Below are 22,354 nucleotides of genomic sequence, written 5' to 3'. Positions count from 1 at the left end.
AGAGGGGATTTCACCGGGGCCCGGTACCCGACATCTGCAAGGTTAGGCTAACCTAAGTCCTGCCTGCGCGATCTCCGCGCCGAACCGGCACCCCACACCCTGTGACCGAAGGGCCTGCCCGATGCTGCGTGCTCAACTCCTCGACCGCCAAGCGCGACGTGAGTCAGCCGCTCGTACCTACGCCCGCACCCTGCCCGTCGCCCCCGTCACCGCCGCGGGCGCCGAAGTCACCGGAGCGGACGGACGCACCTACCTCGACTGCCTCTCCGGCGCGGGCACCCTCGCACTCGGCCACAACCACCCCGCCGTCGTCGCCGCCCTCCAGGGCGCGCTCGGTTCCGGCGCCCCCCTGCACACCCTCGACATGATCACTCCGCAGAAGGACGCCTTCAGCACCGAACTCCTCAGCCGCCTCCCGGGAGACCTGCGCGACACCGCCAAGCTGCACTTCTGCAGCCCCGCCGGAACCGACGCCGTCGAGGCCGCGCTCAAGCTCGCCCGCACCGCCACCGGCCGCAGCGGCGTCATCGCCTTCACCGGCGCCTACCACGGCATGACCCTCGGCGCCGCCTCCGTCTCCGGGCCGCTGCGCATGCGCGGCGCCGACGGCCAGGGCCCCGCCGCCTCCCAGCCCGTCACCCGCCTGCCCTACCCCCACGCCTACCGCTGCCCCTTCGGCGTCGGCGGGGACGCGGGCGCCGCCCTGACGACCAGGCTGCTGGAGCACCACCTCACCGACCCCGGCAGCGGCACCGCCACCCCCGCCGCCGTCATCCTCGAAGTCGTCCAGGGCGAGGGCGGCGTCATCCCCGCCCCCGACCCCTGGCTGCGCGAACTCCGCCGCGTCACCGCCGAACACGGCATCGTGCTCATCGTCGACGAGGTCCAGACCGGGGTCGGCCGCACCGGGCGGCTGTGGGCCTGCGAGCACGCCGGCATCACCCCCGACGTCCTCGTCACCTCCAAGGCCGTCGGCGGGGGACTGCCCCTCGCCCTCATCGCCTACCGCCCCGAGCTGGACACCTGGCAGCCCGGTGACCACACCGGCACCTTCCGCGGCAACACCCTCGCCATGGTCGCGGGCGAGATCACCCTGCGCACCATCGCCGAGGAGCAACTCGCCGACCACGCCGAGAAGCTGGGCTCCCGCGTCCGCAGCGCTCTGCGCGACCTCGCCGACCGCCACCCCGTCATCGGCGACGTCCGCGGACGCGGCCTGATGATCGGCGTCGAACTCGTCCAACCCGACGCCGAACCCGACGCCCTCGGCGCCCGCCCCGGCCACCCCCACTTCGCCCGCGCGCTGCAGAAAGCCTGCCTCGACCGCGGCCTGATGCTCGAACTCGGCGGCCGGGACGGCTGCGTGCTGCGCCTCCTGCCCCCGCTCGTCCTCACCGACAGCCAGGCCGACACCGTTCTGACCCGCCTCGCCGACGCCCTCACCGACGTGGAGCCCGCCGCATGAGCCAGTACCCCGACACCGCCATCGCCGCCGGCCCCGGCGAGCCGCGCGCCCTGCGGGCCCTGACCGCCGTCGCGCTCGACGCCCTCGCCGACGGCGCCGCCGCCCGCGGCGGCCCGCTGCCCGACGGCGGCCCCGACGCCGTCACCGCCCGCACCCGCGGCCTCCTCGCCCCCGTCCTGCCCGAGCACGGCGTCGGCGCCCCCGACGCGCTCTACGACACCGTCCGCGCCACCGCCCAGGGCGCCGCCGACCCCGGCGAGACCCACTGCGTCGCCCACCTGCACTGCCCGCCGCTGGCCGTCGCCGCCGCCGCCGACCTCGCCGCCTCCGCCCTCAACCCCTCGATGGACTCCTGGGACCAGGCACCGGCCGCCGCCGTCATCGAGGAGGAGGTCACCGGCGCCCTCGCCACCCTCATGTACCCGGCCGAGCAGCGGCCCGACGCCCTCATCACCAGCGGCGGTACCGAGTCCAACCTCGTCGCCCTCCTCCTCGCCCGCGAACGGGTCCGCGCCGCCACCGGCGGCACCGGCACCCTGCACGTCCTGTGCGGGGAGAACGCCCACCACAGCGTCCACCGGGCCGCCTGGATCCTCGGCCTGCCCGCCCCCCGTCACATCTCCTGCCCCGGCGGCCGCATGGACCCCGACGCCGTCGAGGTGGCCCTGGCCGAGCTGGGGGAGCGCGCCGGAAACGCCCTCGTCGTCGCCACCGCCGGCACCACCGACGCCGGGCTCATCGACCCGCTGCCCGAACTCGCCCTCGCCGCCCGCCGCCACGGCGCCGAACTCCACGTCGACGCGGCCTACGGCGGCCCCCTCCTCTTCAGCGAGCAGCTCGCCGGAGCGCTGCGCGGCATCGAGCACGCCGTCTCCGTCACCTTCGACCTGCACAAGATGGGCTGGCAGCCCGTCGCCGCCGGCGTCCTCGCCGTCCCCGACGCCGAGCTCCTGAACGCCCTGTCCCTGCGCGCCGACTACCTCAACGCCGACGACGACACCGAGGCCGGCCTGCCCGACCTCCTCGGCCGCTCCCTGCGCACCTCCCGCCGCCCGGACGCCCTGAAGATCGCCGTCACCCTGCGCGCCCTGGGGCGCACCGGAATGGGCGGCATCGTCGAGCACTGCGTGCGCACCGCGCGGCAGCTCGGCGAGACGATCGACGCCCACCCGGCGCTGCGCCGCCGCCCCGGCCCCGTGGGCATCTCCACCGTCCTGTTCCGGCCGCTGGCCGCCGACGGCCTGCCCGGCGACGAGGGCGACGCCCTCGTCGCCGACATCCGCCGCCAGCTCCTGAACGAGGGCCTGGCCGTCCTCGGCCGCGCCCAGGCCCCCGACCACGACGGCACGGCGAAGCTGTGGCTCAAGGCCACCCTCCTGCACCCGCAGACGGCCGCCACCGACCTGGAGGACCTGCTCAAGCTCGTCGCCGAACGCGCCGAACCCGCCCCCACCGCAGAGGTCGTGACGCTGCCCGCGCAGCAGACCCGCTTGGAAAGCACCGCACTATGAATTAGCTTAGGCTCGCCTAACTTATTCGTTCCGTGGTGCACCCACCGACAGCAGCCAGGAGGCAGCATGAGCGCCCACGCAGCCACCCCGACGAGGACCAGACCCGAGCACCCCCGGCTCCCCGACGGCCTGCGCCTCGAACACCACACCGGGGCCGCCGTCGCCGCCGACCCCCACTCCTGGGCCCGCGTCTACGAGGAGGTCTACGCCCACGCCATCGACCTCAGCGACCACTGCGACCCGCCGATCGCCGAACGCCTCACCCGGCACGCCGGCCGCCCCGGCTTCGCCCTCGTCGCAGCCCGGGCCGACGACGAGATCGCCGGCTACCTCTACGGCTACACCCTCCCCACCGACAGCCTCTGGTGGGAGGGCCTCACCCCCGAGCCCAGCCCCGAGTTCACCCGCGAACACCCCGGCCGCACCGTCGGTCTGTGCGAACTCCTCGTCGCACCCCGCTGGCGCCGCGGCCACATCGGGATCTCGCTCGTCGCCGCGTTCCTCGCCGAACGCACCGAGGAACGCGCCGCCGCGCTCATAGCCGACGGCAACGACGTCGTCCTCGACCGCTACGCCGACCACGGCTTCCACCGCGTCGGCACCCTCGAGCCCTACCCCGGCTGGCGGCCCCACACCATGGTCGTCGCCGACCTGCGCTGAACGAACGCACCACCCCGCCCGGCCACACCACCCCGCCCGGCCACACCACCGTGTCCGGGCCACACAGCCGTGCGCGGACCCGGCCCCCGGCCACACCGCCGGGCACCGCCCACCGTGCGGCCCCGCCCGCCCCGCCCCCGACCCAGTCAAGGCAGATTCGTGTCCATCGAGCTCCCGCCCTCAGCCGAGCACCGCGCCGCCTACCCCCTCACCACGCTCCCCGAGCGCGTCCGCGCCCGGCTCACGGAACTCGCCCACCAGCACGCGCCCCTGTCCGGCTACCTCTACGACCCGGACACCGCGGCCGCCCGCGCCCGCGACCTGCGCGGCGCCCTGCCCGACTGGGCCGCCGTCTACTACGCCGTCAAGGCCAACTCCCACCCCGCCGTCCTGGCCGCACTCGCCCAGCACGTCGACGGCTTCGAGGTCGCCTCCGTCAGCGAACTCGCCCTCGCCCGCACCGCCCTCGACGGCGCCGCCCCCCGCGCGCCCGGACCACACCGACGGCACGCCCACCCCCGTCCTCGCCGCCGGACCAGCCAAGACCACCGCCGTCCTCACCGAACTCATACGCGCCGACGCCGAGTCCATCAACGCCGAAAGCCTCCTCGAGCTCCACCGCATCAACGCCATCGCCGCCCGGCTCGGCACCACCGCACGCGTCGCCCTGCGCGTCAACCCCGCCCACATACCCATCACCGGTTCCCTCCAGATGGGCGGCGCACCCTCCGCCTTCGGCGTCCCCGAACCCGACGTCCCCGACGTCCTCGCCCAGGCAGCCACCCTCCCCGCCCTGGACATCGTCGGCTTTCACATCCATGCCGCCTCCGGCAACCTCGACGCCGACACCCACGCCGCCTACGTGCGCTGGTGCGTCAACTGGGCCACCGACACCGCCCGCACCGCGGGCATCGACCTCCGCCAGATCGACACCGGCGGCGGCATCGGCGTCGCCTTCGAGGACGAGAAGCCCTTCGACGTCGAACGCTTCGGCGCCCTCATCGCCGACACCCCGCCCCCCGCCGGCGCCCGCGTCATCCTCGAACCCGGCCGCTACCTCGCCGCCGACTGCGGCTGGTACGCCGCCGAGGTCACCGACCTCAAGAACTCCTACGGCCACTGGTTCGCCATGCTCCGCGGCGGCATCAACCACTTCCAGCTCCCCACCTCCTGGGGCATCGTCCACAACATCACCGTCCTGCCCGTCGACACCTGGCCGGCCGGCCTTCCCCGCCCCACCGCCGAGAACGCCTCCCTCACCGTCGTCGGCGAACTGTGCACCCCCGAGGACACCCTCCTGCGCGACGTCCGCGTCGACCGTATCCGCGCCGGCGACCTCGTCGTCTTCCCCAACTCCGGCTCCTACGGCTGGGAATTCGCCATGCCCAACTTCCTCGGGCACCCCGCGGCCGAACGCCACGTCCTGTGACCAGGCCGCACCCCGACCCCCAGGAGCCCGCCATGCCGCCCACCCCGAACGCCCCGGAAACCCGCGACACCCCCGGCACCCCCGACCCCCTCGACCACCCGGACGCCCAGCAGGCCGCCGACCACGCCGCCACAGAGACCCTCCTGCGCGCCTACGTCCGCGAAACCGGCACCTCCGTGCCCCCCACCGGGCACGAACTCCGCCTGCCGCTGCCCGCCACCGGCATCACCCTCACCGTGCCCGTCCGCCACCACTCCGCCACCGGCTGGCACCGCTTCGGCCCCGCCACCCTCGCCGACGGTGACACCACCGACGGCACCGGCACCGAGGGCACCCACGCCGACGGCACCGCGGCGCTCCCCGCCGACGCCGCCCTCGTCGCCGCGGCCGCCATCCGCGAAACCACCCTCGGCCGCGGCCTGCCACCCCACCTCGGCGCCGACGCCGCCGCCCGCGTCCTCGGCTCCGCCCGGCGCACCGCCGCCCACCTCACCGCCCGGCGCGCCGAACCCGCCGGCACCACCGGCCCCACCCCCTTCCTCGACGCCGAACAAGCCCTCCTCCTCGGCCACCCCTTCCACCCGGCGCCCAAGAGCCGCGAAGAAGCCTCCGACGCCGAACTCGCCGTCTACTCACCCGAACTGCGCGGCGCCTTCCCCCTCCACTGGTTCGCCGCCCATCCCGACATCGTCACCGGCGAAACCCTCGACGGCACCCACCCCGCCGAACTCCTGCGCCCCCTCACCCACGGCCTGAAGCTCCCCGCCGGGACCCTCCCCGTCCCCGCCCACCCCTGGCAGGCCCGCGACATCCTCGACCGCCCGGACGTCCGCCGGCTCATCGACGCCGGCCTCCTCACCCCCCTCGGCCCCCACGGCGACCCCTGGCACCCCACCTCCTCCGTGCGCACCGTCCACCGCCCCGAGGCCCCCTACCAGCTCAAACTCTCCCTCGGCATGCGCATCACCAACTCGCGCCGCAACAACCTGCGCGCCGAGATGCGCCTCGGCGTCCGCGCCGCCCGCCTCCTGGCCGCCGGGCCCACCGACTGGCTCACCGCCCACCACCCCGCCTTCGGCATCCTCCGCGACCACGGCTGGATCTCCGCCGGCACCGGCGACACCGAAACCGGCCTCGAAACCGCCCTGCGCGACAACCCCTTCGACGGCGGCCGGGACGACGCCCTCTGCGTCGCCGGCCTCCTCGCCGAACGCACCGGCCCCGGCGACGGCACCCCGCCCGCCCACCGTGCCCAGCTCGCCGAAGCCGTCCACCGCGCCGCCCGCGCCCACCACCTCACCACCGCCCGCGCCGCCGACCTGTGGCTCACCCGCTACCTCGACGTCCTCGCCGTCCCCCTCATCGCCCTCCACGCCCACTACGGCATCGCCCTCGAACCCCACCACCAGAACACCCTCGTCGCCCTCGACGACACCGGCCTGCCCCGCGCCGGCTGGTACCCGCGACAGCCAGGGCTACTACCTCGCCGCCTCCCACACGGACACCATCGAGCGCCTCCTGCCCGGTGCCACCCGGGACGTCGACCTCGTCTTCGACGACGCCTTCGTCGACGAACGCGTCGCCTACTACCTCGGCATCAACAACCTCCTCGGCCTCGTCGGCGCCTTCGGCGCCCTCGGCCTCGCCGACGAAACCGACCTCCTCACCACCCTCCGCACCCGCCTCACCGCTCTGCGCCGCGCCCACCCCGGCGCCGAAGGCCTCCTCGGCCTCCTCCTCGACGCCCCCACCCTGCGCTGCAAGGGCAACTACCTCACCTGCGTGGACGGCCTCGACGAACTCGTCGGCGACGTCCACACCCAGTCCGTCTACATCGACCTACCCAACCCCTTCGCGGAGGCCCAGCCGTGACAGCCCAACACCCCACCCACGACCTGGTCGGCATCGGCATCGGCCCGTTCAACCTGTCACTGGCCGCCCTCGCCGACCGCGTCCCCACCCTCAGCGCCCTCTTCCTCGACAGCAAGCCCGCCTTCTCCTGGCACCCCGGCCTGCTCATGGAAGGCACCACCCTCCAAGTGCCCTTCCTCGCCGACCTCGTGACCATGGCCGACCCCACCAACCCCTGGTCCTACCTCAACTACCTCCGCCACCACCAGCGGATGTTCCCCTTCTTCTTCTCCGAGCGCTTCCACATCCCGCGCCGCGAATACGACCACTACTGCCGCTGGGTCGCCGACAACCTCCCCAACACCCGCTTCGACGCCCACGTCACCGCCGTCACCTGGAACGAGACCGACCACACCTTCACCGTCACCCACCAGGCCGCCGACGGCACCACCAGCCACGTCTCCGCCCGCCAGCTCGTCCTGGGCACCGGCACCCAGCCCACCCTGCCCCCCGCCCTCCAGCACCTGGCCACCCCCGAACACACCGGCCGCGTCCTCCACAGCGCCGACTACCGCACCCACCGCACCACCCTCGCCACCCTCGACGACGTCACCGTCATCGGAGCGGGCCAGTCCGGAGCCGAGGTCACCCTCGACCTCATCCGCCACCAGGACGGCAACGGCCACGGCGGCCCCCACACCCGCTGGCTCGCCCGCACCCCCGCCTTCGCCCCCATGGAGTACTCCAAGATCGGCCTGGAGCACTTCACCCCCGACTACATCGACTACTTCCGCGCCCTGCCCGACGCCACCCGCAAGCGCCTCACCCGCCAGCAGTGGCAGCTCTACAAGGGCGTCAGCGAAGAAACCCTCGGCGAGATCCACGACGAACTCTACGAACGCACCATCGGCGGCGGCCGCCCCCGCGCCGACCTCCACCCCGGCGTCGAGATCACCGCCGCCCACCACGACGGCAAGCGCTACACCATCACCTGCCACCACACCGAACAGCAGCGCGACTTCACCATCCACACCGACGCCATCGTCGCCGCCACCGGCTACACCCCCCAGCGCCCCGCCCTCCTCGACCCCCTCCTCGACCTCATCGACCTCGACACCCAGGGCCGCTACCAGATCGACGGCGACTACCGCGTCGCCCTCGACCCCCGCGTCACCGGCGCCCTCTACGTCCAGAACGCCGAAATGCACACCCACGGCGTCGGCGCCCCCGACCTCACCCTCGGCGCCTGGCGGGCCGCCACCATCCTCAACGCCGCCACCGGCCGCCCCACCCTGCCCGTACCCCGGCAAACCTCCTGGACCACCTTCGGCGCCCCCACCACCCCCCACACCCCCACCACCCCGACGGCCCCCGTCACCACCACCCGCCCATGAGCATCGACACCAGCGGCGCCCCCACCCCCTCCGCCGACCCCGCACCCACCGCCCCCGCCGCCCACGCGGCGGGGGCCGCCCCCATATCCACCGGCGCACCCACCGGGAAACCCGCACCCGCCGCCCCGGCACGGCACCTCCGCGGCATCCTCATCGCCGTCATCGCCCTCTACCTCGTCGCCGAAACCGCCCTCGCCCCCTTCCTCCCCCAACTCTTCACCCGCCTCTACGACATCACCGACACCAGCGCCACCGGCTACTACCTGTGGATCTGCCGCATCATCGGCCTCGCCGCCCTCCCCCTGTGGGGCCTCGCCGCCCGCCGCTGGCCACCCCAACGCCTCGTCCTCATCGGCCTCCTCGCCTCCGCCGCCTGCGACCTCGCCCTCGGCCTCGCCCCCACCTACACCGCCTTCACCGCACTCTCCGCCGCCTCCGTCGCCGCCAACTGCTCCCTTCTCCTCGCCTACCCCGCCCTCATCAGCGAATACAGCCGCCACGCCACCGAAGGCCAACCCGACAGCGACACCGCCCGCCTCGCCGGAATCCGCGCCATCGTCGCCGTCTTCCACCTCGCCTCCATCGCCGCCACCGCCACCGGCGCCGCCGTCCTCGCCCTCCCCGAACCCCGCCTCGGCATATCCGCCTTCGCCCTCCTCGACCTCCTCCTCTTCGCCCTCCTCCTGCGCACCCTGCGCCACCTACCCGACCCAGAACCCGGCGAACGCGCCCACCGCGACACCCCCCGCCGCGCCTGGCTCCTCCTCCTGGCCACCGCCGCCCTCATCGGCATCGCCTTCGACTTCGCCATCAGCGTCTCCCGCCCCTTCTTCACCACCCACGCCACCCAACTCGGCACCAGCACCACCATCGCCGCCGCCCTCTTCCTCCTCCCCTCCCTCGCCGCTCTCGCCACCCTCCCCGCAGCCCGCCACTGCCTCGGCCGCTACGGCCCCCACCTCCTCCCCGCCGCCCTCGCCGTCACCGCCGCCGGCCTCGCCGTCCAATACCTCGCCCCCGGCCTGGCCACCCTCGCCGCCGGACGCATCCTCTTCGGCCTCGGCCTCGGCCTCGCCCAAATCGCCGTCGAACTGCGCATGTTCCGCGCCACCGGCACCGCAGGCCCCGCCTTCACCGCCGTCGAGACCTTCCGCTCCGCCGCCCTCATCGCCGCCCCCCTCACCGCCGCGACCGCCGCAAGCCACGACCTCGCCCTCCCCCTCGGCATCGCCGCCGCAGCCCTCGCCGCCGCCGCCCTCCTCACCCTCCTCACCCGCAGCCGCACCACCACCCACGAGCCGAAGGACACCCACGCATGAACCGCCCCACCCCCGCCACCTGGGCACAGGCAGGACAGAGGCTGCTCACCAAGGCCATCGAGGAATTCGCCTACGAAGAACTCCTCACCCCCCACCCCGTCGGCGAACAGCCCGACACCTACCGCCTCACCTTCGACGACGGCATCCACTGGACCTTCACCGCCACCCGCGGCACCTTCGGCACCTGGCACCTCACCAGCACCCCCACCCGCCACCCCCAGCCCGACGGCGAAACCGGCCCCGAACAACTCCTCCTCGACGCCCGCCCCACCCTCGGCTGGGACGGCCCCACCACCGCCGAGATCCTCCGCGAACTCACCGCCACCCGCCAGGCCGACGCCACCGCCCTCACCCGCCGCCACACCGCCGCCCACCTCGCCGACCTCGACCACCTCGACCTCGAAGCCCACCAAGACGGCCACCCCTGCATGCTCCTCAACAAGGGACGCCTCGGCTTCTCCGCCCACGACGCCGCCACCTACACCCCCGAAGCCGCCGGCGAGATACGCCTCGTCTGGGCCGCCATCCACACCAGCCTCGCCGCCTACAGCGGCACCCCGGGCCTCGACGCCGACACCCTCCTCACCGAAGAACTCGACCCCCACACCCGCAGCCGGTACACCGCCACCCTCGAGAACGCCTGCACCGCCACCGGCCACGACCCCGCCGACTACACCTGGCTCCCCGTCCACCCCTTCCACTGGGACGAAGCCGTCGAAACCCTCTTCGCCCCCTACCGCGCCGACGGCCGCATCGTCCGCCTCGGCGAAAGCCCCGACCGCTACCGCCCCCTCCAGTCCATCCGCACCCTCGCCAACCTCGACCACCCCCACCGCCGCAACGTCAAAGTCCCCCTCCTCATCCGCAACACCCTCGTCTGGCGCGGCCTCTCAACCGAACCCACCCACGCCGCCCCCGACATCAGCCACTGGCTCCACACCCTCCGCGCCGACGACCCCTACCTCAGCGAAGAACTCCGCTTCCACCCCCTCGGCGAAGTCGCCGCCGTCTCCGTCCACCACCCCCTCTACCACGCCGTCCACGACGCCCCCTACCGCTACCACGAACTCCTCGGCGCCGTCTGGCGCGAACCCGTCCACACCCACCTGAACGACGGCGAACGCGCCCGCACCATGGCCGCCCTCCTCACCACCGGCAGCGACGACCGCGCCCTCGTCACCGAACTCGTCCACCGCTCAGGCCGCCACCCCGAGGACTGGCTCCGCCACCTCCTGCACGCCCTCCTCCCCGGCCTCCTCCACCACCTCTACGCCTACGGCGTCGCCTTCTGCCCCCACGGCGAGAACACCGTCATCCTCTACGACCACACCGACACCCCCATCGGCATCGCCGTCAAGGACTTCGCCGAAGACGTCAACCTCCTCCCCGAACCCCACCCCGCCTACGCCACCCTCACCGAACGCGCCGACAAGGTCCTCCTCCGCTGGCCCGCCGGCGAACTCGCCCACTCCCTCCTCGGCGCCGTCTTCGCCGGCCACTTCCGCTACTTCGCCCCCCTCCTCGAACACCACCTCCACATCCCCGAAACCCGCTTCTGGACCCTCGTCCGCAACGAAATCGAGCACTACCACCAGCGCTTCCCCCAGCACACCCAGAACGCCGACGCCTACGGCCTCCTCGCCCCCGACTTCGACCGCGTCGCCCTCAACCGCGAACAACTGCTCGGCGGCGCCTTCCACGACCGCGCCGAACGCGACGAAGGCTTCGACGTCACCCACGGCCGCATCCCCAACCCCCTCGCCACCGCCCAGGACCAGGCATGACCTACGAACAGCTCCGCACCGACCACGCAGCCGGGAAGATCGACAACGTCATCGTCGCCCTCCCCGACCTCCAAGGACGCCTCCAGGGCAGCCGCCTCGCCGTCCCCCACTTCCTCGACGAAGCCGCCACCCACGGCTTCAGCGCCTGCACCTACCTCCTCGCCACCGACGTCGACATGAACACCGGCCCCGGCTACGCCATCGACGCCTGGAACACCGGCTTCGGCGACTTCCTCCTCCACCCCGACGCAACCACCTACACCACCCTCCCCTGGGACGAAGCCACCGCCCTCGTCATCGCCGACGCCACCTGGCCCGACGGCACCCCCGTCCCCATCGCCCCCCGCCACATCCTCCGCCGGCAACTCGACCGCCTCGCCGCCCACGGCCTCACCGCCCACGCCGGCACCGAACTCGAGTTCCTCGCCTTCCACGACACCTACGCCGAGGCCCACGAAGCCGACTACCACCGGCTCCGCCCCGCCACCCGGCACAACGTCGACTACGCACTCCAGGGCACCACCCACCTCGAACCCATGCTCCGGCGCATCCGCCGCGAAATGGTCCAGGCCGGCCTCACCCTCGAAACCGCCCGCGCCGAAGTCCACCCCGGCCAGTACGAAATCGTCTTCCGCTACGACGAGGCGATGACCACCGCCGACCACCACACCCTCTTCAAACACGGCACCAAGACCATCGCCGCCCAAGAGGGCCACGCCATCACCTTCATGCCCAAATACGACGAAGGCGAAGGCAACTCCTGCCACATCCACCTCTCCCTCCGCGGCACCGACGGCACCCCCGTCCTCGCCGACCCCACCGCCCCCGACGGCATGTCAGCGCTCATGCGCCACTTCATCGCCGGACAACTCGCAGCCCTCCCCGACTTCACCCTCCTCCTCGCCCCCAACATCAACAGCTACAAACGACTCCAGCCCGGCGCCTTCGCCCCCACCGGCATCACCTGGGGCACCGACAACCGCACCTGCCCCATCCGCGTCATCGGCAGCGGCCACTCCCTCCGCATCGAACACCGCGTCCCCGGCGGAGACGCCAACCCCTACCTCGCCCTCGCCGCCCTCATCGCCGCCGGCCTCCACGGCATCGAAAACCAGCTCCCCCTCCCTGAACCCCACCCCGACAACGCCCTCGCCGACCCCACCGTCCCCCGACTCCCCTCCACTCTCACCGAATCCCTCCACCACTGGGAAACCAGCGAACTCGTCACCAAGACCTTCGGCGACACCATCACCACCCACTACGCCCAAGCCGCCCGCACCGAACTCACCACCTTCGAACGCGCCATCACCGACTGGGAACGCCGACGCGGATTCGAACGCCTCTGACCACCCCCCGCCCCACCCGGAAAAGTCAACAAGCCTTACCCCCAACGCCATTCACACGCCACCCGGCCCCCGCGGGCTACCAGCCGGTAAGCCATAGGCTCACCCGCATGCGCCGAGCGAAAATCGTCTGCACCCTGGGACCGGCCACCGACTCCTACGAGCAGATCAGCTCCCTCGTCGAGAGCGGCATGGACATCGCCCGCCTCAACCTCAGCCACGGAACCCACGCACACCACGAACAACTCATCAACCACGCCCGCGAAGCAGCCGAACACGCCGGACGCAGCATCGGCATCCTCGTCGACCTCCAAGGCCCCAGAATCCGCCTCGGCGCCTTCCACCACGGCCCCGTCCTCCTCGAACGCGGCGACCCCTTCACCATCACCACCGACGACACCCTCGGCGACCACACCCTCTGCGGCACCACCTACCCCGGCCTCGCCACCGACACCAACCCCGGCGACACCATCCTCATCGACGACGGACGTGTCACCCTCCACGTCACCGCCATCGACGGCCCCCGCGTCCACACCACCGTCATCCAGGGCGGCCTCGTCTCCGACCACAAGACCCTCAACCTCCCCGGCGTCGCCGTCGCCGTCCCCGCCCTCAGCGGCAAAGACGAAGAAGACCTCCGCTGGGCCCTCCACCACGGCGCCGACCTCATCGCCCTCTCCTTCGTCCGCACCGCCGACGACCTCCGCCCCGTCCACCGCATCATGCGCGACGAAGGCATCCACCGCCCCGTCATCGCCAAGATCGAAAAACCCCAGGCCGTCGACAACCTCCAGGACATCGTCCACGCCTTCGACGGCCTCATGCTCGCCCGCGGCGACCTCGGCGTCGAAATGCCCCTCGAAAACGTCCCCATGGTGCAGAAGCGCGCCATCAAGCTCGCCAAGCGCAACGCCAAACCGGTCATCGTCGCCACCCAGATGCTGGACAGCATGATCGAGAACTCCCGCCCCACCCGCGCCGAGGCCTCCGACGTCGCCAACGCCGTCATCGACGGAACCGACGCCATCATGCTCAGCGGCGAGACCAGCATCGGCAAACACCCCGTCGAGACCCTGCGCACCGCCTCCCGCATCATCACCGCCGCCGAACAGGACATCCTCGCCCGCGGACTCCCACCCATCAGCCCCAGCACCAAGCCCCGCACCCAAGGCGGCTCCGTCGCCCGCGCCGCCGCCGACATCGGCGACTTCCTCGGCGCCAGGTTCCTCGTCGCCTTCACCCAGAGCGGCGACACCGCACGCCGCCTCTCCCGCTACCGCTCACCCATCCCCCTCCTCGCCTTCACCCCCGACCCCGTCACCCGCGCCCAGCTCTGCCTCAGCTGGGGCGTCGAGACCTTCCTGGGCCCCACCGTCGCCACGACCGACGAGATGGTCGACCAGGTCGACGAGCAGCTCCTCAAGCTCGGCCGCTGCGAGCGCGGGGACATGGTCGTCATCACCGCGGGCTCCCCGCCCGGCGTCCCCGGTACCAGCAACCTCGTCCGCGTCCACCACATCGGGGAGGACTGAGGCTCCGGCCGCCCGGCCCAGGCCGACGCTCAGTACTTCGGCCCCACGTGCGCGTCCATCAACGCGACGGACGCCTTACGTGCGACGGAGACGTTGCCGCCACTCCCTCCATGGCGAGCAGACGCACGCCACTCCACCCCGACGCGCGTGAGCGTGTCCGTGTAGATGCGGATGATGTCCGCCGAGGTGTTGGTGAAGAAGTACCGCGGATACTCGTACCGCTTCCGGACGCCGCCCACCTGGCGCGTCGCCCAGTTGGTGATCCGGCACCCGTCCGAGTGGATGAGCCCGCGGATCAGCTCCCACGGGTGTGCGTCGACGATGTCCCGCTGCCACGGCTCCAGTGCGATCCGCCGCTCGTGCTTCCTGCCTGGCCCATGCTGCGGGAAGAGGCACGTCCAGTGCTTGCTGTAGCTGGCGACCTCCTGACAGCCCTGCTTGTGTACGCGGCTCACGGAGCAGGACGGCATCGTGGCGCGGAGCGCGGACTCACAAGCGTTGACAAGCCCGGGCCAGGCGTCCGAACAGAAGATCCGTAGCCTGTGTACACCGTTTGGCTGGGCGCTGATACAGCCGTCGCCGAGGTACAGGCCCAGGAGGTACGAGTAGGCAGAAGCATGGGGAGCCGCATCACGTGCGCAGCGCCAGCATCCGGTCCGGGGCGTGAGGGGCTGTGGACGAGCGCGCCACGCCCGAAGTGTTGACCGGGAGATGCCAGTGTGTCTGCTGACCGAGTTGAGGCTGTGGCCTGCTGCGCAGAGTTCGAGAGCAGCCCGCCGCGATTCGATGTCGTACACGCGAGCGACGCTGCTCCACCAGATGCCTGCTTGGAGGCGAGTTGGCTGTCGACACCCTCGAAAGCGTGAAGATCTCCAACCCTTGAAAACCTTCGATTCTTAGGTGAAGTACCCCGGGTGGGATTCGAACCCACGCTGGATGGTGTTTGAGACCATTGCCTCTACCGCTGGGCTACCGGGGCTTTCCTTCGAAAGGAAGGTTAGCGGATACCCGCTGTGACTCAAAACTACATGACCTAGGTAGTCTCGTGGGGCCCGACCTGCTCGATATGCGAGGAGCACCAGTGAGCGCCGCTGACGCCCCGGAGAACCCCACACCGGCTGACACCCCCGAGGGTGCGGACGCGCATGTGCCCCCTGCGACGACCCGTGTGGTGATCGCGGAGGACGAGGCGCTGATCCGGATGGATCTGAAGGAGATGCTGGAGGAGGAGGGCTACACCGTGGTGGGGGAGGCCGGGGACGGCCGGACCGCGGTGGAGCTGGCGCGGGAGCACCGCCCGGATCTGGTGATCCTGGACGTGAAGATGCCGGAGATGGACGGCATCACGGCGGCGGAGAAGATCGCGGAGGACAGCATCGCGCCGGTGCTGATGCTGACGGCGTTCTCGCAGCGTGAGCTGGTGGAGCGGGCGCGGGACGCGGGTGCGATGGCGTATCTGGTGAAGCCGTTCAGCAAGAGCGACGTGGTGCCGGCGATCGAGATGGCGGTGTCGCGGTTCGCGCAGTTGAGGCAGTTGGAGTCGGAGGTCTCGGATCTGACCCAGCGGCTGGAGACGCGGAAGCTGGTGGACCGGGCGAAGTCGCTGTTGCAGACGGAGTACGGGCTGACGGAGCCGGCGGCGTTCCGGTGGATTCAGAAGACGTCGATGGATCGTCGGCTGTCGATGCGTCAGGTGGCGGAGGCCGTGATCGAGGATGCGGCGGAGAAGCAGGCGCAGCGGCAGGCGAAGAAGCAGTAGCAGTAGCAGGAGCAGTAGCGGTGGCGGAGAGGGTGCGGAGCGGCGATGGCTCGTCCGTTTTGCCCCTTTCTTCTCTTTCACCCTTCGGGTGTGCGTTGAAAAGATCTTCCTGGTTCGTTCGGTGAGCGGTAAGGACCGTCCTGAATTCGGCGCATGGCACAGGTCACAGCCGCATCACATCTGTGGCGGTTCTCTGTTTGGTTGCGTCTGCGAGGCATAGATTCCGGGCCAGCCGTACGTTCGTGCGGTCTTGCTCCCGCCGGGCGTGTTCCGGCGGTTGCCAACTGTTCTGGGCCGGATCCAGGGGGTTCCCACACGTGCTCAACAAGACTTTTCTGAAGCTTGCCGCGCCGCTGGCGGTTGGTGCTCTCGCCCTGACGGGCTGCGGGAGTGACAGTGGCGGCGGCGGTGGCGGTGACACCGTCCGGATTGCCTTCCAGGGTCCGCTTTCTGGTGACAATGTCCAGCTTGGTACCAACATGGAGAACGGCATCAAGCTGGCCATCGAGGAGGCGAATGCCTCGGGTGACTACGACTTCGAGGTCGAGTACCTGCCGGCGGATGACCAGGGTAAGCCGGACAAGGCGACGGCCGCCGCGCAGAAGGCGATATCCGAGGGTGCCATCGCGGTGATCGGCCCGGCGTTCTCCGGTGCAGCCGACACGGCTGGTGAGGTCTACGCGGAGGCGGGTATTCCGGCGGTTTCCTCGTCGGCGACGCGTCCGGACCTGACCACGAAGGGTTATGGGACCTTCCTGCGCGCGGTGCCGAACGACTCGGCGCAGGGCGCGGGTATGGCGAAGTACTTCGACCAGGCCACGGATGCCGAGAAGGTCGTCGTCGTGGACGACAAGACCGACTACGGCGTGGGCCTGGCGGATGTGGCCGAGAAGGAACTGAAGGCGGTCGGGATCGACGTCGTCCGCCAGTCGGTTCCGCAGAAGGCTCCGGACTACACGGCCGCGGCGAAGAGCGTGGTGGGCCAGAAGGCCGACGGTCTGATCTACGCGGGCTACTACGAGGACGCGGGTCCGTTCGCGAAGAAGCTGGCCAGCGAGGGCTTCGACGGCATCGCGATGTCGGGTGACGGCTCGAACGACATGGGCTTCGTGAAGCTGGCCGGTGAGGCCGCCAACGACTGGAAGCTGACCTGCCCCTGCACGGACCCGACGCAGGAGGAGGCGACGAAGAAGTTCGCCACCGACTACGAGAAGAAGTTCAAGCAGGCTCCGGGCACCTACTCGGCCGAGTCGTATGACGTCGCCAAGATGATCATCGAGCAGGTCGCGAAGACGGGCGGTGCGGACTCCGACAGCGAGAAGCTGATGGAGGCGCTGCGCGGTGTGGAGTACAAGGGTCTGACGAAGACGTTCTCGTTCGACGACAAGGGCGAGTTCAAGAACCAGACGATCTACCTGTACGAGGTCAAGGACCAGAAGATCGGGTACGTCGGGAACATCGACGAGCTGGGCGCTGAGTAAGTCCTCGGCTGCGGGCCCGATGACGGGTTCGCGTTCTGTGCCGGTCTCTCGGCCGGTATCCGGTCGGCGCGATGCGCTCGAGCATTGCGCCGACCGGTGTTCCACGGTTCGGGTGTGGGTTTCGCCCGTCCGCGTTTTTCTTCCGCTGCTGCCGGGGCCGTGCTGAACGTGCGGGGCGGTGGCTCGTTCCCATAAGGAAGTCGTTCGATGTCCCTCAACGAGTTCTGGGACTTCCTGGTCCTAGGGGTGGTGCTCGGCTGTCTTTATGCCGTCATCGCCATTGGTTACACGCTGGTCTACGGCGTGCTTCAGCTTCTGAACTTCGCGCACAGCGAAGTGTTCATGTTCGGTGGTTTCGGTGGTCTGCTGGCGCTGACGGTGTGGGCTCCGCCCGCGGACCCGTCGGGTGCGACGTCCGTGCTGTACGTCGTGGTCGGAATGCTCGCGGGTGCGGCGTTCGGTGGCGTGGTGGCCTATGGCCTGGAGAAGGTCGCCTACCGGCCGCTCCGACGGCACAAAGCGCCGCGGCTGGTGTTCCTGATCACGGCGATCGGTGCGTCGTTCTTCCTCTACAACCTTGCGGGGAAGCTGTTCGGCCGCAATTCGCTGGCCATGCCGAAGCTGTACGAGAACGACACGGTGTTCTCGCTGTTCGGTGCGGATCTGAGTGTGACGATGGTCCTGATCGTGGTGTCCGCTGTGGGCATGATGATCGGTCTGGACTACGTGGTGAACCGGACGAAGCTGGGGTCGGGTATCCGCGCGGTGGCGCAGGACCCGGAGGTGGCCTCGTTGATGGGTGTCGACATCGACAAGGTGGTGTCGCGCACGTTCGTGATCGGCGGTCTGCTCGGTGGTGCGGCGGGGTTCCTCTTCGGGGTGAACAACAAGGTCGTGTACACGATGGGCTTTCTTCCGGGTATCACGGCGTTCGCGGCGGCGGTTCTCGGTGGTATCGGCAATGTGCGCGGGGCGATGCTCGGTGGCATGGTGCTGGGCATCGTGGAGACGCTCACCGTGTACTTCTGGGGCGAGGAGTGGCGCTATGTGGCGGGCTTCGCCGTGCTGGTCGTGGTGTTGATGTTCCGGCCGACGGGTCTGCTGGGTGAGCGTCTTGGGAGGACCGCATGAGCGCGGAGGCGATGGTCCGCGGCGGTGTCGCGGAGCGGTTGCGTACGGTGCGTTGGTACCAGCAGCCGCGGTGGAAGCGCTTGGGCGCGATGATCGCGTTGGCGCTGCTGGCGACGATGGTCACCGGGGTGCAGGGCAGTCAGCGTGATCTGTTCTATGCGCTGGAGGAGGACTTCACGGGTCCGGCGCCGTGGATCTGGCTGGCGGTGACGGTCGGTGTGTGGGCGGTCCGCGAGTTCGCGGCGCCGCAGGTGAAGGCGGCGACCGAGGGAGCGAAGGCCGCGGGGCAGGGTCCGCGGGCGTGGGTGCAGCGGTACTGGCGCGACCGGCGGGTGCGCTGGGGCGTGCTGGGTGGTCTGGCGGCGCTGGCGGTGTTCGTGCCGTCGGGTCTGGACCGGTACTGGCAGACGGTGCTGGTGGACCAGATCGCGATCTACGTGCTGGTGGCGATCGGTTTGAACGTCGTCATCGGCTGGGCGGGGATGCTGGACCTGGGCTTCATCGCGTTCTTCGCGATCGGGGCGTACAGCGCCGCGTACTGGACGGGTGCGTTGCCGGTGGCGCCGCCGATGGAGTTGAACAACTTCGCGGTGATTCCGGTGGCGATCGTGACGTGTCTGGTGGCGGGTGTGCTGCTGGGTGCGCCGACGTTGCGGCTGCGCGGTGACTATCTGGCGATCGTGACGCTGGGCTTCCACGAGATCGTGTATCTGACGGCGAAGAACCTGGACGACGTCACGGGTGGTACCGGTGGCGCGAAGGTGGAGCGTTTCTCGCTGGACCTGGGTTTCTGGTCGTATGAGTGGGGCGTCATCGATCCGATGCCGTACTACTACCTGTTGCTGGGGTTCATCGCGGTCACGGTGTACTTCTTCGTCCGGCTGGAGCACTCGAAGGTCGGCCGGGCGTGGACGGCGATTCGTGAGGACGAGATCGCGGCGGCGTCGACCGGTGTGGACACGGTGCGCTACAAGCTGATGGCGTTCGCGATCGGCGCGTCGACGTCGGGTGTGGCGGGTGTGGCCTATGCCTCGAAGGTGGGTTACATCAACTCGGAGAACTTCATCATCCTGTTGTCCGTGCTGGTGCTCGCGTACGTCATCTTCGGCGGTATGGGTTCGCTGGTCGGTGTGTTGTTCGGTGCGGCGTTCCTGGTGTGGCTGCCGGAGGCGCTGCGGGACGTCGTGGACCCGAAGGACCGGTACATGTACCTGGGCGTGCTGTTGGTGATCATGATGATCTACCGGCCGCAGGGTGTGATTCCGTCGCGGCGTCGTTCGCGTGAGTTGAAGCTGGCGCAGAGCGGCGACGCGGACGCGGCGCCGGCGCTGAAGCCGGTGGGAGGCGAGCAGTCATGACGACCGAGGTGATCAAGGACCGTGGGCCCGGGGGCCGGCCGGAGCCGGATGCCGGGGACCTGGTGCTGGACGCGAGTGGTGTCACGCTGCGGTTCGGCGGTGTGACGAGCCTGGACGGGGTTGAGGTGATCATGCGCCGGGGCGAGATCCTGGCGGTGATCGGGCCGAACGGTGCCGGGAAGACGTCGCTGTTCAACTCGCTGACGGGTGCGTATGTTCCGCAGGAGGGCCGGATCACGTACCGGCCCGCGGCCGGTGGCGAGCACGAGTTGCGGGGGCGTAAGCCGCATCTGGTGAACCATCTGGGGCTGGCGCGGACGTTCCAGAACATCCGGCTGTTCGGGGCGCTGACGGCGCTGGAGAACGTCAAGATCGCGGCGGAGACGCGGCTGAAGGCTGATCCGGTGTCGATCATGCTGGGGTTGCCGAACGCTCGGCGGGCCGAGCGGGCCAGCGACCGCAGGGCACACGAGGTGCTGGAGTTCGTGGGCCTGCTGGGGAAGATCAACGAGCTGGCGGGGTCGCTGAGCTACGGCGACCAGCGGCGGCTGGAGATCGCCCGGGCGTTGGCGACGGACCCGCAGGTGCTGCTGCTGGACGAGCCGGCGGCGGGAACGAACCCGACGGAGAAGCTGGAGCTGGAGGAGCTGATCCGGCAGATCAACCGGGAGCTGGGGGTGAGCGTGCTGCTGATCGAGCACGACATGCGCCTGGTGATGTCGGTGGCGGACCGGGTGATGGTGCTGAACTTCGGCAAGAAGATCGCCGAGGGGACGCCGTCCGACGTGCAGCGTGACCCGGCGGTGGTGGAGGCTTATCTCGGTGCTCCGGCGGAGCCGGACGCGGACGCGGAGCCGGACGCGGAGCCGGAGACCGGTTCGGGCCCGGCGTCCGAGGAGGACGGCGGAGAGCCGGAGGGCTCCGCGGAGGTTCCCCGGGCGCGTGACGGCGAGGAGGCCGACGGCCGGTTGCGGAAGGCCGACGAGCGGCCGCGGAAGGATGACGAATGAGCGGCACGACGGAGTTGACCAAGGAACCGGTGCAGGACGTGCCGGACGGCAGTCCCGTGCTGGAGCTGCGTGACCTGCGGGTGTTCTACGGCGCGATCGAGGCGCTGAAGGGCATCGACCTGACGGTGCACGAGGGTGAGGTCGTGGCGCTGCTCGGCGCCAACGGCGCCGGGAAGTCGACAACGCTGCGGACGGCGTCGGGGATGTTGTCGCCGCGTTCGGGGCAGGTGCTGCTGCACGGCGAGCGGGTGGACGGCATCAAGTCGCACGACTTGGTGCAGTTCGGGATCGGCCATGTGCCCGAGGGCCGTCGGGTCTTCGCGCGGATGACGGTCAAGGAGAACCTGGAGATGGGGGCCTACCGGTTCCGGTCTCCCGACCGGGACACCCTGGACCGGGTGTACTCGCTCTTTCCGCGGTTGCATGAGCGCAAGTCGCAGTTGGGCGGCACGCTGTCCGGCGGTGAGCAGCAGATGCTGGCGATCGGCCGGGCGATGATGGGCAAGCCGGAGCTGCTGCTGCTGGACGAGCCGTCGATGGGGCTGGCTCCGCTGATCGTGCAGCAGATCTTCGACATTCTGAAGGAGATCAACGAGCAGGGGACGACGGTCCTGCTGGTGGAGCAGAACGCTTCGCAGGCGCTGCAGCTGGCCGACCGCGGCTATGTGCTGGAGACGGGTGAGGTGGCGATGTCGGGTGAGGCGTCGTCGCTGCTGGCCGATCCGCGGGTGCGGGAGGCCTACCTGGGCGAGGGCGCGGCCTGAGGTCGCCGTGAACGGGCGAGGGGCCGGGCACCACACGGTGCCCGGCCCCTCGCCCGTGTTCGGGGGTCAGGCGTCGCGCAGGAGGCAGGTGAGGCGGGCGGTGCACACGCGCCGGTCCTCTTCGTCGTTGATGGCGATGTCGTAGGTGGCGGTGGTGCGTCCGCGGTGGACGGGGGTGGCGGTGCCGGTGACGAGTCCGGAGCGCAGGCCGCGGTGGTGGGTGCAGTTGAGGTCGACGCCGACGGCGACCTTGCCGGGGCCGCCGTGGAGCATGGCGCCGACGGAGCCGAGGGTCTCGGCGAGGACGGCGGAGGCGCCGCCGTGCAGGAGCCCGTAGGGCTGGGTGTTGCCTTCGACGGGGAGGGTGCCGACGACGCGGTCGGGGGCGGCTTCGAGGATCTTCAGGCCCATGCGGCTGCCGAGGTGGCCGGCGGAGAAGAGGGTGGGCAGGTCGATGCCGAGTCCGGACCACTGGTCGAGGACGTCCTGGGGGAAGCGGGTGGTGGTGTTCTCGCCCATGGCGTTGTGCGGCTCCGATCGTTGGCGGCGTGGTGGTGGCGCCC

General features: G+C 70.7%; 17 protein-coding genes, 1 tRNA gene and 3 pseudogenes. 18 read left to right on the top strand and 3 right to left on the bottom strand.

The features are described from left to right. Positions 1–121: 121 nt before the first annotated feature. The 12 genes and pseudogenes from O7609_RS03095 to pyk all read left to right on the top strand — a co-directional run bounded on the left by O7609_RS03095 (position 122) and on the right by pyk (position 14,288). Positions 122–1,465, top strand: coding sequence for a diaminobutyrate--2-oxoglutarate transaminase family protein (locus tag O7609_RS03095; RefSeq protein ID WP_269743044.1), 1,344 nt, complete (start codon positions 122–124; stop codon positions 1,463–1,465). Continuing rightward, positions 1,462–2,976: a pyridoxal phosphate-dependent decarboxylase family protein gene (locus O7609_RS03090; RefSeq protein WP_269733358.1), complete on the top strand. Its 1,515-nt coding sequence runs from the start codon at positions 1,462–1,464 to the stop codon at positions 2,974–2,976. The genes O7609_RS03095 and O7609_RS03090 overlap by 4 nt, the downstream gene beginning before the upstream one ends. Before the next feature lie 66 nt (positions 2,977–3,042). Beyond that, positions 3,043–3,636, top strand: coding sequence for a GNAT family N-acetyltransferase (locus O7609_RS03085; protein ID WP_269733357.1), 594 nt, complete (start codon positions 3,043–3,045; stop codon positions 3,634–3,636). 69 nt (positions 3,637–3,705) lie between these two features. Continuing rightward, a pseudogene (locus O7609_RS24680) lies at positions 3,706–4,038 on the top strand (hypothetical protein); the annotation flags it as partial. 160 nt (positions 4,039–4,198) lie between these two features. Continuing rightward, a pseudogene (locus O7609_RS03075) lies at positions 4,199–4,642 on the top strand (hypothetical protein); the annotation flags it as partial. Continuing rightward, complete coding sequence (locus O7609_RS03070) at positions 4,637–5,065, top strand: hypothetical protein (RefSeq protein WP_269744305.1); 429 nt, start codon at positions 4,637–4,639, stop codon at positions 5,063–5,065. The pseudogene O7609_RS03075 and the gene O7609_RS03070, both read left to right, overlap by 6 nt. 32 nt (positions 5,066–5,097) lie before the next feature. After that, positions 5,098–6,937 (top strand): annotated as a pseudogene (locus O7609_RS03065) (IucA/IucC family protein). Continuing rightward, positions 6,934–8,310 carry a lysine N(6)-hydroxylase/L-ornithine N(5)-oxygenase family protein gene (locus tag O7609_RS03055; RefSeq protein ID WP_269733354.1) on the top strand — a complete coding sequence of 459 codons (1,377 nt, stop codon included), beginning with the start codon at positions 6,934–6,936 and terminating at the stop codon, positions 8,308–8,310. The pseudogene O7609_RS03065 and the gene O7609_RS03055 overlap by 4 nt, the downstream one beginning before the upstream one ends. Further along, positions 8,307–9,629: an MFS transporter gene (locus tag O7609_RS03050; RefSeq protein ID WP_269743042.1), complete on the top strand. Its 1,323-nt coding sequence runs from the start codon at positions 8,307–8,309 to the stop codon at positions 9,627–9,629. The genes O7609_RS03055 and O7609_RS03050 overlap by 4 nt, the downstream gene beginning before the upstream one ends. Then, a complete protein-coding gene (locus O7609_RS03045; protein ID WP_269743041.1) occupies positions 9,626–11,413 on the top strand; it encodes an IucA/IucC family protein in 1,788 nt (595 codons plus the stop codon). Before O7609_RS03050 ends, O7609_RS03045 begins: the two co-directional genes overlap by 4 nt. Continuing rightward, positions 11,410–12,759 carry a glutamine synthetase family protein gene (locus O7609_RS03040; protein ID WP_269733351.1) on the top strand — a complete coding sequence of 450 codons (1,350 nt, stop codon included), beginning with the start codon at positions 11,410–11,412 and terminating at the stop codon, positions 12,757–12,759. Before O7609_RS03045 ends, O7609_RS03040 begins: the two co-directional genes overlap by 4 nt. 107 nt (positions 12,760–12,866) lie before the next feature. Beyond that, a complete protein-coding gene (pyk, locus tag O7609_RS03035; RefSeq protein WP_269743040.1) occupies positions 12,867–14,288 on the top strand; it encodes a pyruvate kinase in 1,422 nt (473 codons plus the stop codon). Positions 14,289–14,317: 29 nt separating this feature from the next. Here the strand turns inward: pyk and O7609_RS03030 are convergent, their stop codons facing one another. Both O7609_RS03030 and O7609_RS03025 read right to left on the bottom strand, forming a co-directional pair. Next, positions 14,318–15,085 (bottom strand): helix-turn-helix domain-containing protein, encoded by a 768-nt coding sequence (locus tag O7609_RS03030; RefSeq protein WP_269743039.1) that lies wholly within the window; start codon positions 15,083–15,085, stop codon positions 14,318–14,320. 109 nt (positions 15,086–15,194) lie between these two features. Beyond that, positions 15,195–15,267 (bottom strand) — tRNA-Leu (locus tag O7609_RS03025). Between the two features lie 102 nt (positions 15,268–15,369). On the opposite strand from O7609_RS03025, the gene O7609_RS03020 reads away from it, so the two are divergent. The 6 genes from O7609_RS03020 (at position 15,370) to O7609_RS02995 (ending at position 21,791) form a co-directional block, all read left to right on the top strand. Further along, complete coding sequence (locus tag O7609_RS03020; RefSeq protein WP_269733348.1) at positions 15,370–16,047, top strand: ANTAR domain-containing response regulator; 678 nt, start codon at positions 15,370–15,372, stop codon at positions 16,045–16,047. 242 nt (positions 16,048–16,289) lie between these two features. Then, positions 16,290–17,528, top strand: coding sequence for a branched-chain amino acid ABC transporter substrate-binding protein (locus tag O7609_RS03015; RefSeq protein WP_332328017.1), 1,239 nt, complete (start codon positions 16,290–16,292; stop codon positions 17,526–17,528). A 207-nt stretch (positions 17,529–17,735) separates the two neighbouring features. Next, positions 17,736–18,659 carry a branched-chain amino acid ABC transporter permease gene (locus O7609_RS03010; protein WP_269733346.1) on the top strand — a complete coding sequence of 308 codons (924 nt, stop codon included), beginning with the start codon at positions 17,736–17,738 and terminating at the stop codon, positions 18,657–18,659. Further along, positions 18,656–20,017, top strand: coding sequence for a branched-chain amino acid ABC transporter permease (locus O7609_RS03005; RefSeq protein ID WP_269733345.1), 1,362 nt, complete (start codon positions 18,656–18,658; stop codon positions 20,015–20,017). Before O7609_RS03010 ends, O7609_RS03005 begins: the two co-directional genes overlap by 4 nt. Next, the gene (locus O7609_RS03000; protein ID WP_269733344.1) at positions 20,014–21,027 is read left to right on the top strand and encodes an ABC transporter ATP-binding protein; all 1,014 of its coding nucleotides are present in this window, start codon (positions 20,014–20,016) and stop codon (positions 21,025–21,027) included. The genes O7609_RS03005 and O7609_RS03000 overlap by 4 nt, the downstream gene beginning before the upstream one ends. Continuing rightward, positions 21,024–21,791, top strand: a complete 768-nt coding sequence (locus O7609_RS02995) for an ABC transporter ATP-binding protein (protein ID WP_269733343.1) — start codon at positions 21,024–21,026, stop codon at positions 21,789–21,791. Before O7609_RS03000 ends, O7609_RS02995 begins: the two co-directional genes overlap by 4 nt. Positions 21,792–21,857: 66 nt before the next feature. On the opposite strand, the gene O7609_RS02990 is transcribed toward O7609_RS02995, so the two are convergent. Then, entirely contained in the window at positions 21,858–22,310 is a 453-nt protein-coding gene (locus O7609_RS02990; RefSeq protein WP_269733342.1) for a PaaI family thioesterase, read from the bottom strand. Positions 22,311–22,354 lie beyond the last annotated feature (44 nt).

The organism is Streptomyces sp. WMMC1477, assembly GCF_027460245.1.
Classification (GTDB): domain Bacteria; phylum Actinomycetota; class Actinomycetes; order Streptomycetales; family Streptomycetaceae; genus Streptomyces.
Note: the sequence above shows the minus strand (reverse complement) of the source record. Positions and strands in the feature narration are given on the sequence as shown.

What these genes read in the sequence shown, in the direction of transcription:
- O7609_RS03000 (WP_269733344.1), top strand. Translation starts at nt 20,014, where the DNA reads ATGACGACCGAGGTGATCAAGGACCGTGGGCCCGGGGGCCGGCCGGAG.
- pyk (WP_269743040.1), top strand. Translation starts at nt 12,867, where the DNA reads ATGCGCCGAGCGAAAATCGTCTGCACCCTGGGACCGGCCACCGACTCC.
- O7609_RS03045 (WP_269743041.1), top strand. Translation starts at nt 9,626, where the DNA reads ATGAACCGCCCCACCCCCGCCACCTGGGCACAGGCAGGACAGAGGCTG.
- O7609_RS03010 (WP_269733346.1), top strand. Translation starts at nt 17,736, where the DNA reads ATGTCCCTCAACGAGTTCTGGGACTTCCTGGTCCTAGGGGTGGTGCTC.
- O7609_RS03085 (WP_269733357.1), top strand. Translation starts at nt 3,043, where the DNA reads ATGAGCGCCCACGCAGCCACCCCGACGAGGACCAGACCCGAGCACCCC.
- O7609_RS03050 (WP_269743042.1), top strand. Translation starts at nt 8,307, where the DNA reads ATGAGCATCGACACCAGCGGCGCCCCCACCCCCTCCGCCGACCCCGCA.
- O7609_RS03095 (WP_269743044.1), top strand. Translation starts at nt 122, where the DNA reads ATGCTGCGTGCTCAACTCCTCGACCGCCAAGCGCGACGTGAGTCAGCC.
- O7609_RS02995 (WP_269733343.1), top strand. Translation starts at nt 21,024, where the DNA reads ATGAGCGGCACGACGGAGTTGACCAAGGAACCGGTGCAGGACGTGCCG.
- O7609_RS03090 (WP_269733358.1), top strand. Translation starts at nt 1,462, where the DNA reads ATGAGCCAGTACCCCGACACCGCCATCGCCGCCGGCCCCGGCGAGCCG.
- O7609_RS02990 (WP_269733342.1), bottom strand. Translation starts at nt 22,310, where the DNA reads ATGGGCGAGAACACCACCACCCGCTTCCCCCAGGACGTCCTCGACCAG.
- O7609_RS03005 (WP_269733345.1), top strand. Translation starts at nt 18,656, where the DNA reads ATGAGCGCGGAGGCGATGGTCCGCGGCGGTGTCGCGGAGCGGTTGCGT.
- O7609_RS03040 (WP_269733351.1), top strand. Translation starts at nt 11,410, where the DNA reads ATGACCTACGAACAGCTCCGCACCGACCACGCAGCCGGGAAGATCGAC.